Annotated in this window: 16 protein-coding genes; 8 read left to right on the top strand and 8 right to left on the bottom strand. The window is 54.0% G+C overall.

Annotation, left to right across the window (positions count from 1 at the left end):
* Window positions 1–25 precede the first annotated feature (25 nt).
* The 4 genes from PUT07_RS12710 (at window position 26) to PUT07_RS12695 (ending at window position 2954) form a co-directional block, all read left to right on the top strand.
* Entirely contained in the window at window positions 26–613 is a 588-nt protein-coding gene (locus PUT07_RS12710) for a TetR/AcrR family transcriptional regulator (protein WP_274468406.1), read from the top strand.
* 39 nt (window positions 614–652) lie between these two features.
* Window positions 653–1417 (top strand): electron transfer flavoprotein subunit beta/FixA family protein, encoded by a 765-nt coding sequence (locus PUT07_RS12705; protein ID WP_274468405.1) that lies wholly within the window; start codon window positions 653–655, stop codon window positions 1415–1417.
* Window positions 1418–1435: 18 nt separating this feature from the next.
* A complete protein-coding gene (locus PUT07_RS12700) occupies window positions 1436–2419 on the top strand; it encodes an electron transfer flavoprotein subunit alpha/FixB family protein (protein WP_274468404.1) in 984 nt (327 codons plus the stop codon).
* 112 nt (window positions 2420–2531) lie between these two features.
* Complete coding sequence (locus PUT07_RS12695) at window positions 2532–2954, top strand: ester cyclase (protein ID WP_379239654.1); 423 nt, start codon at window positions 2532–2534, stop codon at window positions 2952–2954.
* 80 nt (window positions 2955–3034) lie between these two features.
* Here PUT07_RS12695 and PUT07_RS12690 read toward each other — a convergent pair whose 3' ends face one another.
* The 3 genes from PUT07_RS12690 to PUT07_RS12680 form a co-directional block, all read right to left on the bottom strand.
* A complete protein-coding gene (locus PUT07_RS12690; protein ID WP_274468403.1) occupies window positions 3035–3988 on the bottom strand; it encodes an alpha/beta hydrolase in 954 nt (317 codons plus the stop codon).
* A gap of 116 nt (window positions 3989–4104) precedes the next feature.
* Window positions 4105–4308, bottom strand: a complete 204-nt coding sequence (locus PUT07_RS12685; RefSeq protein ID WP_274468402.1) for a YezD family protein — start codon at window positions 4306–4308, stop codon at window positions 4105–4107.
* Window positions 4309–4328: 20 nt separating this feature from the next.
* Entirely contained in the window at window positions 4329–5156 is an 828-nt protein-coding gene (locus tag PUT07_RS12680) for an alpha/beta hydrolase family protein (protein ID WP_274468401.1), read from the bottom strand.
* Window positions 5157–5599: 443 nt separating this feature from the next.
* Between PUT07_RS12680 and cysT the strand changes: the two genes are divergently transcribed.
* The 4 genes from cysT to PUT07_RS12660 are packed head-to-tail and all read left to right on the top strand — an operon-like array spanning window position 5600 to window position 9478.
* The gene (gene cysT, locus PUT07_RS12675) at window positions 5600–6433 is read left to right on the top strand and encodes a sulfate ABC transporter permease subunit CysT (protein WP_443147235.1); all 834 of its coding nucleotides are present in this window, start codon (window positions 5600–5602) and stop codon (window positions 6431–6433) included.
* Window positions 6430–7236, top strand: coding sequence for a sulfate ABC transporter permease subunit (locus PUT07_RS12670; RefSeq protein WP_274468399.1), 807 nt, complete (start codon window positions 6430–6432; stop codon window positions 7234–7236). The genes cysT and PUT07_RS12670 overlap by 4 nt, the downstream gene beginning before the upstream one ends.
* A gap of 12 nt (window positions 7237–7248) precedes the next feature.
* Entirely contained in the window at window positions 7249–8334 is a 1086-nt protein-coding gene (locus PUT07_RS12665) for a sulfate/molybdate ABC transporter ATP-binding protein (RefSeq protein WP_274468398.1), read from the top strand.
* A gap of 37 nt (window positions 8335–8371) precedes the next feature.
* Entirely contained in the window at window positions 8372–9478 is a 1107-nt protein-coding gene (locus tag PUT07_RS12660; protein ID WP_274468397.1) for a sulfate ABC transporter substrate-binding protein, read from the top strand.
* A gap of 335 nt (window positions 9479–9813) precedes the next feature.
* Here the strand turns inward: PUT07_RS12660 and PUT07_RS12655 are convergent, their stop codons facing one another.
* The 5 genes from PUT07_RS12655 to PUT07_RS12635 all read right to left on the bottom strand — a co-directional run bounded on the left by PUT07_RS12655 (window position 9814) and on the right by PUT07_RS12635 (window position 15045).
* A complete protein-coding gene (locus PUT07_RS12655) occupies window positions 9814–10608 on the bottom strand; it encodes a TIGR00266 family protein (RefSeq protein ID WP_274468396.1) in 795 nt (264 codons plus the stop codon).
* Between the two features lie 89 nt (window positions 10609–10697).
* On the bottom strand, window positions 10698–10973 hold the full coding sequence (locus tag PUT07_RS12650) for a hypothetical protein (protein WP_274468395.1): 276 nt from the start codon (window positions 10971–10973) through the stop codon (window positions 10698–10700).
* Window positions 10974–11198: 225 nt separating this feature from the next.
* Window positions 11199–11678 carry an acyl-CoA thioesterase gene (locus tag PUT07_RS12645; RefSeq protein WP_274468394.1) on the bottom strand — a complete coding sequence of 160 codons (480 nt, stop codon included), beginning with the start codon at window positions 11676–11678 and terminating at the stop codon, window positions 11199–11201.
* A gap of 140 nt (window positions 11679–11818) precedes the next feature.
* Window positions 11819–12997, bottom strand: coding sequence for a formate-dependent phosphoribosylglycinamide formyltransferase (gene purT, locus PUT07_RS12640; protein ID WP_274468393.1), 1179 nt, complete (start codon window positions 12995–12997; stop codon window positions 11819–11821).
* 152 nt (window positions 12998–13149) lie between these two features.
* Window positions 13150–15045, bottom strand: coding sequence for a nitric oxide reductase activation protein NorD (locus PUT07_RS12635; RefSeq protein ID WP_274468392.1), 1896 nt, complete (start codon window positions 15043–15045; stop codon window positions 13150–13152).
* Window positions 15046–15067 lie beyond the last annotated feature (22 nt).

The raw sequence follows: 15067 nt of genomic DNA, 5'->3' as shown, positions 1-15067 counted from the left end.
GTATCTTAACACCGAGGTGATCTCCTTGACAAGTAGCAAAAAACCAGACAAGTATTACGCTATCCTCGAAGGCGCGCTGAAAGTGTTCGCCGAATACGGTTTTCACAAATCACAAGTATCCCGAATTGCCAAGGAGGCAGGGGTGGCCGACGGAACCATCTACTTATATTTCAAGAAGAAGGAGGATATTCTGACCGGCTTGTTTCAAGAGAAATTAGGCGAGCTTGTAGAGAAGTTCAACCAAGGCGTTACGGAAGAAATGACGGCGAAGGAAGCCCTGCGGAAGGTTTGCGAAATTCACTTCGGCGAACTGGAGGCCAATGTCAATCTGGCTTTCCTTACGCAAATCGAGCTTAGACAGAGCGATCTGGAGCTTCGTCAAGAGATCGGCCAAGCACTCAAGAGATATATTATCCTGATCGAAAATATATTAGAAAGAGGCAAGCGCGACGGAAGCTTCCGTGCCGATATCGATGTGAAGCTCGTCAGACTGCTGATCTTCGGCGGTATGGACGAAGTCGTGACTTCTTGGCTCATCTCCGGGCAGAAGTATTCGCTAACCGCTCAAGTCGGCCCCACCGTTAACTTCTTCATGAAAGGCATCGAGTCTTAAGCGTCCGTATACTATGTATATTCAGGAAGGAGCTTGGCTATGGACATTTTTGTGTTATTGAAGCAAACGTTCGATACAGAAGAGCGAATTGTCCTGCAAGATGGAGCCGTTCAAGAGGATGGCGCCAAATTCGTGATTAACCCGTACGATGAATACGCCGTCGAGCAGGCTATCCAGCTGCGGGACGAATTCGGAGGGAAAGTGACGCTGCTGTCCGTCGGACCCGAACGCACAGCTGAGGCGCTGCGCACCGCGCTCGCCATGGGAGCCGACGAAGCCGTACTCATTTCGGATGAGCGCATTCAAGGCGATGAGTTCGAGGTTGCCGAAATATTGGCGCATTATTTGCGCAGCGAAGCTTACGACCTGCTGCTAGGCGGCAACTTCTCGGTAGACAACGGCGCCGGCCAAGTAGCCATCCGGCTTGCCTCCCTGCTCGATCTGCCGCACGCGGCGTCAATTACGAAGCTTGAAATAACCGGGAGCACAGCGGTTGCGCACCGCGATGCGGAAGGCGACATCGAGGTGATCGAAGTTCCGCTCCCTGCCCTCTTCACGGCGCAGCAGGGCTTGAACGAGCCGCGCTATCCTTCCCTGCCGGGCATTATGAAGGCGAAGAAAAAGCCGTTCCGGCACTTATCGCTGGATGATATCGACGGCGCTGCATCAGCTGTCGCCAAGACGTCGCGGCTCGCCTTGACGCTGCCGCCTGAGCGTCAAGCCGGACGCATTCTCCAAGGCGAGCTTGCCCAGCAGGTCTCGGAATTAGTGCAAGCCTTGCGCCACGAATCCAAAGTGATCTAAGAAGGGGAGGTTACCTGTATGGCGAAAACATTTCTCGTCGTTGCTGAAGCTCGCGGTGGCAAGCTGCGTCAAGTATCCTTCGAAGCGCTGCGCGCTGCGCAGCTGTCCGCCGGGAATGGCGATGCCATCCATGCCGTCTTGATCGGAGGCAGCGGAACCAAAGCGCTTGCCGGCGAGCTTGCCGCCTATGGCGCAGAGTCCGTCTATGCCGTAGAAGATACGGCGCTTGAGAGCTACAACCCGGAAGCCTATTTGAGCGCGCTGCTCGCGGTTATGGCAGAAGCGAAGCCGGGAGCGCTCTACTTCGGCCACACGGCAGCCGGCCGCGATCTTGCGCCGCTGGCCGCTGCGAAACTTGGCGCCGGCCAGCTCTCGGACGTGACGGCGATTGCCCGCAGCGGGGATGGCGTCACGTTCACCCGCCCGCTCTACGCCGGCAAGGCGGTTGAGCAGAAAACGTTCACCGACCCGGACGGCACCTGGGTCGTGACGATCCGGCCGAACAACATCGCCGCGCAGGAGCCGGACGCTTCGCGCCAGGCTTCGGTGATCGATGTTGCTTACCCCACTCCCTCGCTGCGCAGCGTCATTCGGGAGGTCGTGAAGAAAACGTCCGGCACAATAGACTTGGCGGAAGCCAAGATCGTCGTCTCCGGCGGACGGGGCGTGCGCAGCGCCGAAGGCTTCCGGCCGCTCGAAGAGCTGGCTGCCGTCTTGGGCGGCGCTGTCGGCGCTTCCCGCGGAGCCTGCGACGCGGGGTACTGCGAATACGCGATGCAGATCGGCCAGACCGGCAAGGTCGTGACGCCGGAAATCTACATCGCGTGCGGTATTAGCGGCGCCATCCAGCATTTGGCGGGGATGAGCTCCTCGCGCGTCATCATCGCGATTAACAAGGATGCGGAGGCGCCGATCTTCAAAGTCGCCGACTACGGCATCGTCGGCGATCTGTTCGAGGTCGTGCCGCTGCTGACCGAGGAATTCCGGCAGCTGTTGAAATAACAAATCACCCCGCTTAGGCCTTCTTCAGCCTCTGCGGGGTTTATTTTTTACTTGTGCTATGAGATCATTTCCATTACACTCATGCTAATTTACTTACAAGGAGAGTTTCATTATGCCCCTGACACCGACTGAAGTCATTCAGCAATTTTTCCATCATGTTCGTTCCGGAAGCCAACCCGACAGTGCGCACCGCTATATGGCCGAACACGTCCTGGCCCATCAAGTGACCGCGGAGAAGGAAACCACCGTCCGCCGTACGCCGGCGAACTATGCCGACCATGTCCGGGAAATGATCGCCGCCTACGGTTCTTTCCAATTGGAAATCCAGGAGCTAATCGCTCAGAACGACCGCGTCTACGTTCGCTGGAAGCAAACCGGCACGCATATCGGCGAAGTAGACGGATATGCGCCGACAGGCAAACCGGTCGTCGAGATCGCCAGCGCCGTTTATCGCGTCGAGAACGAGCGAATCGCCGAATACTGGATCCAAATCGACCGCCAGGGCATTGCCTTGCAGCTTCAGCGCAATGCCTAGCCGGATAGCCTTATTTCCACAGCCAGCAAAGGCTAAATATGCACTTCTCGCAAATGCCGCTCTATCTCCGGCAAGTCCATCTACGTTATCCGCTCGACTTGCCGGTCCAACCAGTCGGCCAAATCCGCCGTCACTTCCTCACGGTTCACCTCGTTCAGCATCTCATGCCGTCCGCCTGGATACAGCTTGGAGCTGACGTCCTTCAATCCTAACTGCTGGTACGTGCGAATTAAAGCGCGTACTCCCCGCCCGTGCCCGCCAACCGGGTCTTCCTCGCCCGAGAAAATATAGACCGGCAGCTCCTTCGGCACCCTCCGCAGATGGGCGGGACGATGGATCTCCTTCAACCCGCGGAAGAAATCCCGGAAAAAGCCCGCTGTAAACGTTACGCCGCAATAGGGATCCGCCATATAGGCATCAACCTCCGCCGCGTCCCTGCTGAGCCAGTCATACGGCGTACGGTTCGGGGCGAACTTCTTGTTGTAGGCGCCGAAAGATAGCGCCGTCAACAGAGTGCTGCGGTGATGCTCTCCCCACACAGCGGCTTCCGAAGCCGCGAGCAGGATCCCCGCTTGCAGCGCAGCTCCTTCTTTGCCGTTCGAACCGGACAACACGATGCCCTGCACTTGGTCCGGATGCAGCGCCGCATAAGAACCCATATAATGCTGCGTCAGAAACGACCCCATGCTGTGTCCCATAACAAACAGCGGCCGCCTACTCGGATGCCGTTTCCGGATCTGATCGGTAATCTGTCCCATATGACGGACCATTCGATGAAAGCTGTCCTTCCCGAACACCCCGACCGCTTCCGGCGAACCCGCCGTCCGCCCATGACCGAGATGATCGTTCGCATAGACCGCATAGCCTCTACCTGTAAGCTCTTCCGCCAATCGTTCATACCTGGCCGCCGTTTCCGCCATGCCATGTGCGATTTGGACGATGGCTTTGACGGCTGCATCCCCTTCCGGCAGCCATTCGTAAACATGGTGATCCTTCTGTTCTTCATCCCGCCATATGAAATGCTTTTTCTGCATAAAACCCCGCCCTTCTGAACTTCATCCGCTGCTTTCAGTATAGCGTTCTTGGCAAATGAAAACAGCCCCCTTTTCGGAGAAAGGAGGCTGTTCGTTGCATCATGCATGTATAATAGCTAGGCCTTGCTTGTTTGTTTCACAGCTTTCACAGCTTGCAGCTGGGATTGATTCGGCGCGTCAAATCGTCTTCGTTCTGTTTTATCGATCTGTGCGATTTTCCCGTCATGCACGACAATTTGCACAGAACCGTATTCCAATCCGTTTAACATTTGCTTAATTCGATCTACCCATAATTCGTCTAGTTCCAATGGTTTCGCCATGCCCATTCCTCCGCTTCTTATCAGATCGTCCAATCGTTCCAATCATTTTTCCTTTTCTGTATGAAAGTTAACCAGTTGCTCGTCTTCTCCAGCAGCTCCGCCGTGGAACCCGAAGTCGAATACGTGTGATCCGCTTGAAACACTAGATCCAGTTCGCATTGTCCCTCATTGCGCAACCAGAACATTTTCTGATAGAGCGGCGCATAATCGACCGGGATGATTTCATCCGCCGTACCGTGTATGACAAGTACGTCGCCGTTAAACTTGCGCAGCTGTTCGAAAGGCTGGTGCTGTGCCAAAGAATCGAAGAAACGGCTTGATAACGAATAGCCATGATGATCGATCGCACCGCCGGCCGGCAGCTTCTCGTATTCGCTCTTGCCTACGATCCGCACGATATCGTTGTGCGGGTGTGCGACGGCAGACCACAGCACGAGCGTTTTGACCCGGGAATCCTTGGCTGCCGTAAGAACAGCCGTAGCGCCTCCCAAGCTGTGTCCTACCAGGATCACACGGCTCAGATCTACACAATCAATCGTAAAGGCGTAATCAATCACTCTTCTCGTCTGCTCGATCAGAACATCAAGCCCGCCTGAGCCGTACTCGCCGGTGCTTTCACCGCAACCGCCATAGTCGAAGCGCAGTACCAAGTAACCTTTCGAGCTGAACTCACGGGCCGCCTTCACGAATAACCGATCCACCCCTACCCGGCTTCCGATAAAGCCATGGCAGATGATGATGAGCGGCCAACGTTGACAATCTCCAGCGGCTCCTGATTGATTCGTGGGGTAATGCAGCGTTGCGGCTAATTCAATGTCGTCGCTTTGTATCGTGATGGCATGCTCCATGAGACAAACTCCCTTTCGTATAATTCCGATAAGATTAGTGAGGATTAATGTTATACCAATATTAGCATCCGCGTACGAGGGTGTCAATCCTGTTTTTAACATTTTTTTCAGATCATAAAGCTATAATTTGATTAGGGACCCTTGCTGCATATTCACTTCAAGTGAGAGTCTTTCCATTTTCCCCCTTCATTAACCGCACGAATTTATCAACGGGCTTTCACGACCTCCCACGGCGCCCATAATCTGCGCTGCAACCGTCATTTCGGCTATCCTGGGTACAAGCGCATTTGATCGCTTCATCTAATACTCATTCAGCTCTATTCCTGTTCTGCTTTTGATGATTATCAATTTTTTTGAACATTTCCATAAAGAACTGAAATAAATATATTGACAAATTTGACCACACACTGTTATATTCATCTTATTATTCCGAGTAAAACACTATGTTTAATAAAAATGGGTGGTGTAATGTGGTTAAATCGGTGTTTAAAGCTACGGTTCGATCTGTGCTTATCGGCTATTTGATCGTGCTTCTTTTGATCCCGATCGGTTCTATTTATTTCAAAGGATTCTCTTTGGGATGGGAACCATTCTGGAGTGAAGTCACTGGACCTTTAGCCTGGAAGTCCATCTTGCTGACGGTTAAGCTCAGCATTATTTCAACGATTATTCAAGCACTCATTGGCACTATTATCGCGTACGTTCTTGTCAGGTACAGCTTCCGCGGGAAGAGCATTCTCAACAGCATGGTCGATCTTCCCTTCTCGCTTCCGACATCCGTTGCCGGACTCATGTTTCTTACGCTGCTCGGTCCTTCCAGTCCACTGGGCGCCTGGTTGGAGCATGCCGGTATCAAGCTGCTTTACAACCAAACGGCGATCGTCATCGGGTTAGTATTCGTCACATTTCCCTTCGTCGTAAGAACCGTTCAGCCATTGCTGGAGCAGATCGATCCGGCTGAAGAGCAAGCCAGCTTCACGCTTGGCGCCAGCCGCTTCTATACATTCTGCCGCATCGTCTTTCCGGCTGTTCTTCCCGGCATTCTCGCCGGCAGTATGCTTGCCTTCTCTCGATCATTAGCCGAATTCGGCGCCATCTCCCTCATATCCGGTAATTTACCGGGCAAAACGATGGTCGCATCGGTCTATATATACGGTGAAACGCAAAATTACAACCCTGAAGGGGCCGCCGCCATCTCACTCGTGCTCCTTACATTGTCGCTTCTCATTCTGTGGATCATCAATGTACTGACACGCGGAAAGGGGCGCCTTGCATGAGAAAACTATTAATCGGCATTTCGTTCCTGGTCATATTCCTGCTTATCATGCTGCCGTTCCTCGGCGTTGCGTTCGGTGCTTTCGAAGAAGGACCGCAAGCCTTTCTCGATTCGTTGACAAGACCTGAAGCGCTGCACGCTATGAAAATTTCACTCATCATCGTCGTTGTCGTTACACTGCTGAATACGATTGTAGGCGTCTATCTTTCTTTGGAAATCGTAAGAGGTTCCTGGATCTCACGTAAATTGAAACCATTCATCAATGCCATAATTGATTTGCCTTTTGCCGTATCTCCCGTCATCGTCGGTCTAATGGTCATTCTTATCTTCGGTCCGAATACCGCTTTGGGCGCATTCATGGAAGATCATCAGATGAAAGTTGTTTATGCCATTCCCGGGATGATCCTGGCGACTATGTTCATTACGTTCCCTCTCATGGTGCGGGAAGTCGTTCCTCTGCTCGAAGAAATCGGTACGCAATCGGAAGAAGCTTCCGCCACATTAGGCGCAGGTCCTTGGCGTACGTTCTTCCAAATCACCTGGCCGGGCATCCGGTGGGGCGTCGTGTACGGACTTATTTTAACCATCGCCAGATCGCTTGGCGAATTCGGCTCCATTCTCGTCGTGTCAGGCAACATCATTAACCAAACGCAGACGGCAACTACGCTCGTTTATCAAGACGCCGAGCAATTCCAGCTCACAGCGGCGAATAGCGTCGCATTCGTACTAGGTCTTATTTCCATTTCGATCCTTTTAGCGCTGGAGTGGCTGAAACGAAGAAGCGAGAAATTGAGAAGTCATTAAGGAGGAACTCCCATGCATATTGAAGTCAGAAATCTCAATAAACACTTCGGCGCCTTTCATGCCATCAAAGATGTGAATTTCTCGGTTACGAAAGGCCATCTCGTAGGCTTGATCGGACCCAGCGGCGGCGGCAAAACGTCCATCCTGCGCATGCTGTCCGGACTCGAAAGTCCGACGACCGGAGACATTTACTTCGACGGCAAGCTGGCCACGCATCTGCCCGTTCAAGAGCGGGGCATCGGCTTTGTTTTCCAAAGCTACGCCCTCTTCAAGCATATGACCGTGTTCGATAATGTCGCCTACGGCCTCAAAGTATTGAAAAAACCGAAAGCATTCATCCGCGAGCGGGTTACTTACTTGCTTCATCTGATGGGTCTCGCCGGCAACGAGCACAAATATCCGCATCAGCTTTCCGGAGGACAACGGCAGCGGGTTGCTTTCGCCAGAGCTTTGGCACCGGAGCCCCAGTTGCTCCTGCTCGATGAACCGTTCGCGGCGATTGACGCGAAAATCCGCAAAGAACTGCGACTATGGCTGCGCAACCTGATCGACGAGTTCAAAGTTACGACCTTGTTCGTTACCCATGACCAGGATGAGGCTATCGAAGTCGCCGACGAGATCATTATTGTGCAGGGCGGCAAAATCGAGCAGCAAGGCAGTCCATGGGAAATTTACACGCAGCCTGCCTCCTCTTTCGTTGCATCGTTTATCGGTGAATCCAACGTCATTGCCAAGTATGTGCCGCTGAACGGCTTCCCTTACCTGGATACCATCCAGCAAGACGGGCGCTGGCTATCGGATGTGCATGTGCTCATCCGTCCCGAGTCCATCGAAGTGCGTCCTCACGATGTCAGCCATCTTGCGACAGCCGGGGAGAAAGGCAAGGTCACGCATGTACATTTCCGCGGTGATTCCTGGTATTTGGAAATTGCCACAGGCGACCTGAAATTGTTCGCTTATCAATCCGTGAAAGAGAAAATTTATCAACCCGGAGACGAAGTGAACATTCTCATTCACCAAATGTCCGTTTTCACCCAAACCGAGAACATCGTCATTGAGAATCAGGCGAAACAAGATCCGCTGCCTGTTTTTATATAAAAAAATAAACACAATCATGAAGGGGAGTTGTAACACTATGAAATCATTCAAATCACTTGGCCTTGTCACTGCCGCACTCGTAACAGCAAGCATCGCATTGACCGCTTGCGGAACAGGCACCAAATCGGCAAATGCGCCTGCTTCATCGGCAGCTGCAACCACGGCGGCGGCAGCGAGCGCAACGCCAAAAGCAGAAGGCGGTAAAGTAACGATTACGATCGGCGCTTACTCCATTCTGAAGGACTCCTTCGATGTCATCCTGCCCAAATTCAAAGAAGAGTGGAAAAAGAAAACCGGTCAAACCGTAGAATTCCAAGAATCCTACGTAGCTTCCGGTTCCCAAGCTACGGCGATCATTCAAGGTTTCGAAGCCGACATTGCACCGTTGTCATTGGAAGGTGACATCCAGAAAATCGTCGAGAAAGGCCTTATTACACACGACTGGAAAAATAACCAGTTTAAAGGGAATATCACCGCTTCCATTGCAGCCATCGGCGTTCGCGAAGGCAATCCGAAAGGCATCAAGGACTGGGAAGACTTGGCGAAGCCAGGCGTTGAAGTGCTGATCCCGAACCCGAGCACATCCGGCGGAGCCAAATGGGATATCAACGCGATCTACGGCGCCGGTCTGAAAGTTTCCGAGGCTGCCGGGAAGAAAGATCCGGCCTTCGCCAAAGATTATGTAGCCAAGGTGTACAAAAACATCAAAGTGCTCGATAAAAGCGGCGCAGACTCTCTCGCCACCTTCGATAAAGGCGTAGGCGATGCCATCGTCACGTACGAGAACGAGCTTATTTCCCGGATTCAAGCGGGCAAAAAGTATGTGGAAGTGATTCCGCAGTACACGACGTCCATCGAAAATCCGGTTGCCATTATCGATAAAAACGTCGATAAGCACGGCAACCGCGCAGCCGTTGAAGCATTCCGCGATTTCTTGTGGAGCGCTGATGCGCAAAAAGTGTTCGCCGACAAAGGCTTCCGTTCCGTGCTTCCGGAAGTAGCGAAGCAGTACGAGAAAAACTACACCACGCCGGCCGGCCTATTCAACATTGAATACCTTGGCGGTTGGGACAAAGTCAACAAAGAGCTTTACGGCAAAGGCGCCATCTGGGAAACAATCCTGGCAGAGGGCGGAGCGAAGTAAGGAAGGTGTCCCCGGCCATTCGAATGGCCGGGGTTTTTCTTTCGTGTTCTCTCTAACGGTCTCCAGAGCCGCTAAATGGATGAAAATCGCCTGATTTCACTTCTAACGGACACAGGTGACCTTATTTGCGGTTATTTCTCAGCATAAGCCTTGGAATTGTGCAAATAACGGCGTGTGTGTCCGTTACACTCGCTAAATGGCATAAATTCGCAAAATAGCGGCTGCCTCTGTCCGCTAGAATCAAGAAGGCATCGTATTCTGCAAAAAGCACACCAAAAAAAGGTGCTGAGCATCTCCAAGCTGCTCAGCACCTTTTCATTTTACGTCATAAGCATTTATCTGCCGTCGCCGTCCAATAAATTCCCCAAGCCGCCCAGAATGCCGCCTTCTTCCTTCCTGCCGCCTGCGCGAGCTGCGGAAGCCATGCGATCCGCCAATCGGCTGAACGGCAGCGATTGAATCCACACCCGGCCAGGTCCGCGAAGCGTAGCGAAGAATAATCCTTCGCCGCCGAACAGGGCCGTTTTGACCCCTTTGACCATTTCGATATCATAATCGACCTCTTGCGTCATGGCTACCAGACAGCCGGTATCCACGCGAATCACCTCACCTGGGCGAAGCACGCGCTCGCAGATCGAGCCGCCCGCATGTACGAATGCAAGGCCGTCGCCTTCGATCTTTTGCATAATGAAGCCTTCGCCGCCGAAGAAGCCCGCCCCCAGCTTACGCTGGAACGCAATGCCAACCGAGACGCCTTTGGCTGCGCAAAGGAACGAATCTTTTTGACAAATTAACTTGCCGCCTAACGTAGATAAGTCCATCGGAATAATTTTGCCGGGATACGGAGCTGCAAATGTAACTTGTTCTTTCCCGCTGCGGCTTTGGTTCGTGAAAACCGTCATAAATAAGCTTTCGCCGGTCAGCAGCCGCTTGCCCGCTCCGAGCAGCTTGCCCATGAACCCTTTATTATCACTGGAACCATCGCCAAACACCGTCTCCATCTGGATGCTCTGATCCATCATCATCATACTTCCGGCTTCTGCAACAACGCTTTCACCCGGGTCCAATTCAATTTCGACGTACTGCATTTCATTACCTAACACGCGATAATCGATTTCATGAGCATTCATAGAAGAAATAACCTCCGATAATAGGATTCAAAACAAACAAGATTTCCTCATTTCTGTCCCATTCCTTACGAATATCTCGATATTTGGTTTCAAATGCTTCTTATTTTGTGCAAAAAATAGCTGCATAGCATGTAAATCGCGATACCTAAAACAAGGATCGACGCGGATTCGATAAGCATCTCCGATGTGCTGGCAGAGACGCCAAACGACACCTTGCTGCTTAAATGCTCGCTTGCCGAGTATGCCTGCACAATATCGGGCGTGTACTTCATAACCATGTAGTACCCCCATGCCATCTGAATGATGTAGTAGACAACGAGGAAAAGACAAGCGAAAACGATTGATTTGAAAAACGTTCTTGCCATGCGTGTCTCCTTTCGGACGGAAAGTTCTTTTACCATAATAACCCATTTCCTGGCGGATGCCTACTAAAATATGGGTCGCCCGGTGCGCACTTCTCCTCCATGTCCCTTTCATGAGCCAACGGGATCGTAACTGGATGGTCACTCTGAAGAACGCACTCTCTCTGTAAACTTCGCTGTCTCCCCCGGACTACGCAAAAAAAGCAGCCCCCGCGGGGACTGCTTTAGTTACTCATATTTACGCTCTTCTTTTCGCAGTTTGCGCGCGGCATACCGCGTTTCAGCCGTTTCGAAAAGGCGCTTCTCTTCCTCAGTCTCCGGAATAATCCCCGGTACCGGACAAGGCTGGCCGTATTCATCCAACGCTACGAAGGTTAAATAAGAGTTGGCCGTGCGCTTCTTCTCACCGGTCAGCAAATTTTCCGATTCGATTTTCACGAAAACTTCCATCGAGCTGCGATGCGTCCACGTGACGAACGCTTCCAATTGAATCGCTTCGCCCAACTTAACCGGCGCAAAGAAATCCAAGCTGTCGCTCGATGCCGTCACGACTCCGCGCCGCGAATGGCGCATAGAAGCAATGGTTGCCACTTTGTCAATATACTGCATGACACGCCCGCCGAAAACGGTATTATGGTAATTGGTGTCCGCAGGTAAAATAATTTCGGTCAGCACGGTTCGGGAGAGTCTTGCTGGTTTCGCTTCCATGTAGGTTCCTCCTGAAGATGACAAGCAGCTATTATGATTTCTTATCTCTTAATCCCTGACACTTAAAGCACTTAAAGCATCTTAAGAGCCTAAAGTGCCAAAAGAGTCTAAAGCTTTCAAAACCTAAACCTGGCAATCAATCACTCGTAGTTCAGTCTCAGCTTACCTGCCGCTTCCTTCGCAAAGCTGCGCGCTTCTTGAACCGTCGTGCCGCTGCTTAACGCTACGGCCATGCGGCGTCCTACCTTCGTCTCCGGCTTGCCGAACACGCGGACCTGCGTATTGGGCACGGACAAAGCCTCTTCCAAGCCGCTGATCGTGTATTCGACTTGCTCGCGGTCGGCTTTGAGCGTATAGCTGGCTCCCGGCGTCAGCAGACGAATGCCGGTAATCGGCAGCCCCAGAATCGCTCGTGCGTGCAAAGCGAACTCGCTCAAATCCTGGGTTGCCATCGTCACCATCCCCGTATCGTGCGGGCGAGGCGACACTTCACTGAAATACACGCCATCTTTCGTCAAGAACAGCTCGACTCCGTAGATCCCATAGCCGCCAAGCGCGTCAGTGATCGTCTTGGCCATGTGCTGCGCGTCCGCAATTTGCGCCTCAGTCATCTCGTGCGGCTGCCACGATTCGATGTAGTCGCCGTCTTTCTGAATATGACCGATCGGTTCGCAGTAGGTCGTTCCGGATACGGAGCGAACGGTCAGCAGCGTAATTTCCGATTCGAAATGAATGAATTCTTCTACGATCACTCGCGCATTTTTGGCCCGTCCGCCTTCCATCGCGATGTTCCACGATTGTTCCACACCCTCCGGCGTGCGGCATACGCTTTGACCTTTGCCCGAAGAGCTCATGATCGGCTTGATCACACACGGTGTACCGATTTCGGCAACGGCGGCATGGAGCTCTTCCAGCGAGTTGGCGAACGCGTATTTCGCCGTTCTCAGCTGCAACGTTTCCGAAGCCAGCCGGCGAATCCCTTCCCGATCCATCGTCAAGCGGGAAGCGGTAGCCGTTGGAATCACGCGATAGCCCTCTTTCTCCAGTTCAACAAGCTCCGGCGTCGCGATTGCTTCAATCTCAGGAACGATCAAATCCGGTTGCTCTTGCTGGATCAGCGCTCTGAGCTGCTCGCCGTCCAGCATATTGATCACATGACTGCGGTGAGCGACCTGCATCGCCGGGGCGTGCGCATAACGGTCGACGGCAATCGTTTCAATGCCGAGACGCTGGGCTTCAATCACAACTTCTTTGCCGAGCTCGCCTGAACCCAGCAGCATGATTTTTTTGGCTTGTTTCGATAGTGGTGCTCCGTACATGAAATTATTTCCCCCTTAATGTTGTGCCCAACTCCAATAAGCTTATTACAGTTTCACTTGTATGTAAGTATAGATAATCATCATGGCATAAACAGGGTATAGCGCCAACATTCCTCAGCGAATACCCTGATCTATTGTATAAGATTTCGACACTAAAAGATAGATTTCAGCAAAAGTTTGCGTAAAATGGGCACGAGCTGCTCCGTCAACTCGGTAACGTGAGGCACCACGATGGAACTGCGCCCGTACATGTTGCGCATCGCATTCCGCTCCGTCTCATGCACCGTTCCATTGGCCAGAAAGACGGAGATGACTTCGATGCCAAGCCGGCGGGCGCGCAGCACGGCTTCATAGGTGTCGAGGATGCCGACCTCGTTGTAATTCGCTGCCGACGGCTCGCCATCCGAGAACACCAGCAGAATGCGCTGGCGCTCCGCGCGGCGCAGCAGCCGCTCTGTCATACAGCGAATGGCGAAGCCGTCGCGGTTATCCTGCTGCGGCTCCAGCTGCATCAGCGCCGCGCCGCTTCCGCCTAACAGCGACGAGCCGAAGTCGACCGCAACCTGGAACAGGTTGGGCGCTTCGCGCTCCGTCACGCGGTCCGCATCCTCCCAGAAGCCCACGATCTCGTGGGGGATTCGCAGATTTTGCAGGGTCTCGTGGAACAACACGAGCCCCAGCTTGGTTTCGTCCATCTTGTCATACATGGACGCCGAGCAGTCGACGAGCAGCGCGAACGCCGCATCGAGCTGCGGAACCGGTGCGCGCTTCTTATAGAAGAGGCGCGGCATCTCCTGCGTAACGGCTCGCGTCAGCCGCTTATCGAGCCGCCCGAACAGCCGGTCGCCGCGCGGGGCGATCCGCTGCTGCTGCAGCGTGCGCCGAATCGCACGCTGCAGCGGCCTCGCGAGCGGTGCCGCGCGCTCGCTCAGGCGCCTGTAGGCGGCTTCCTGCGAAGCCGTCGGCCGCCCAGGCGCCAGCCATGTCGCCGTCGCGAACGCGGCGACGCCGCCCTCCCCGTGCCCCGCGGCCGCGGGCACGTCGGCCTTGGCGCGCCGCTCGGCGGCGGCGCCGGTGCGCTGGGCGCGCATGGAGCGCCCCTGCTGGATGGCGAGCGCCTGGTCGGCGGCATCGCCCTCGCGGGGCGCACCCCCGAGCGCGGCTGTGCGCGAGCCGCGCTCCAGCTCGAACCGCAGCTGCGAGGAGCTGCGGTCGCTGCTCTCACGGTGCCAGGTCGGCAAGCGCTCCTGGCCCGGCAGTTGCCGCTCCCCTTCTTGCTCGGGGAGCGTGTCCCCGCCGGCGAGCCGCTTCGCGCGTGCAAGCTCGCCCCGGTAACCGGCCGGCAGCGGCTCCGCCGTGCCGCTTCCCGGCTGCATCCAGAAATAGGCTGACACTGCATCCCGCTCAAGTCCATAGGCGATCGATGCCATCATCTCTTCGCAGATTGCGGCGACTTGCGCCGTGTGCTCCGCCTCCTCGATGCGTTCCAGCAGCGGGTACAGCTGCGTTAAGCTAGCCGCTATGCCCACGCCTTGGGCGGCAGACGCACTCCACTCCGCTCCGGTAAACCACCCGTAGATGAACAACAGCATGGCGTCCGCCCATTCTTCCCGGTTCACATGCGTGCGCAGCTTATGACCGTAATACGCGCCATAGATTCGATGCCGGATCGCAAATACCCGGGCGGTTCCTGGCCGGCGCGCGCGGCAAATCCGTTCAAGCCGCACATCCTCGCACAGCGCAAACAACGAATTCGCCAGCTTCGGCATGGACGTCATCTTGCTCCGGTCCAAATACGAGCTTACCGCCTCCGCGCCTGTAAACCATGCACTGCCGATCCCACGCAGCATGACATCGCTCTTCATCCCCGCCGCCTTATCCGCCGGCGGGTAATCCCACCAGAATTGGCTGACCGTCATTCGCGCCGTCAGTTCGTCGTAGTGGGCGTGGAATGCCGCTTCCACTTCAAGCTCTTTGCGCTTGGTAAATATTTTTGCCAAATCGACCAGCTGCATCTGCAGCATGGCGTCGATTTTATCGTCGAGCATACTGATTTTGCCTACAAACATC

The sequence above is a fragment of the Paenibacillus sp. MAHUQ-63 genome, assembly GCF_028765165.1.
Classification (GTDB): Bacteria; Bacillota; Bacilli; order Paenibacillales; family NBRC-103111; genus Paenibacillus_E.
This window is presented reverse-complemented; position numbering and strand designations above follow the sequence as displayed.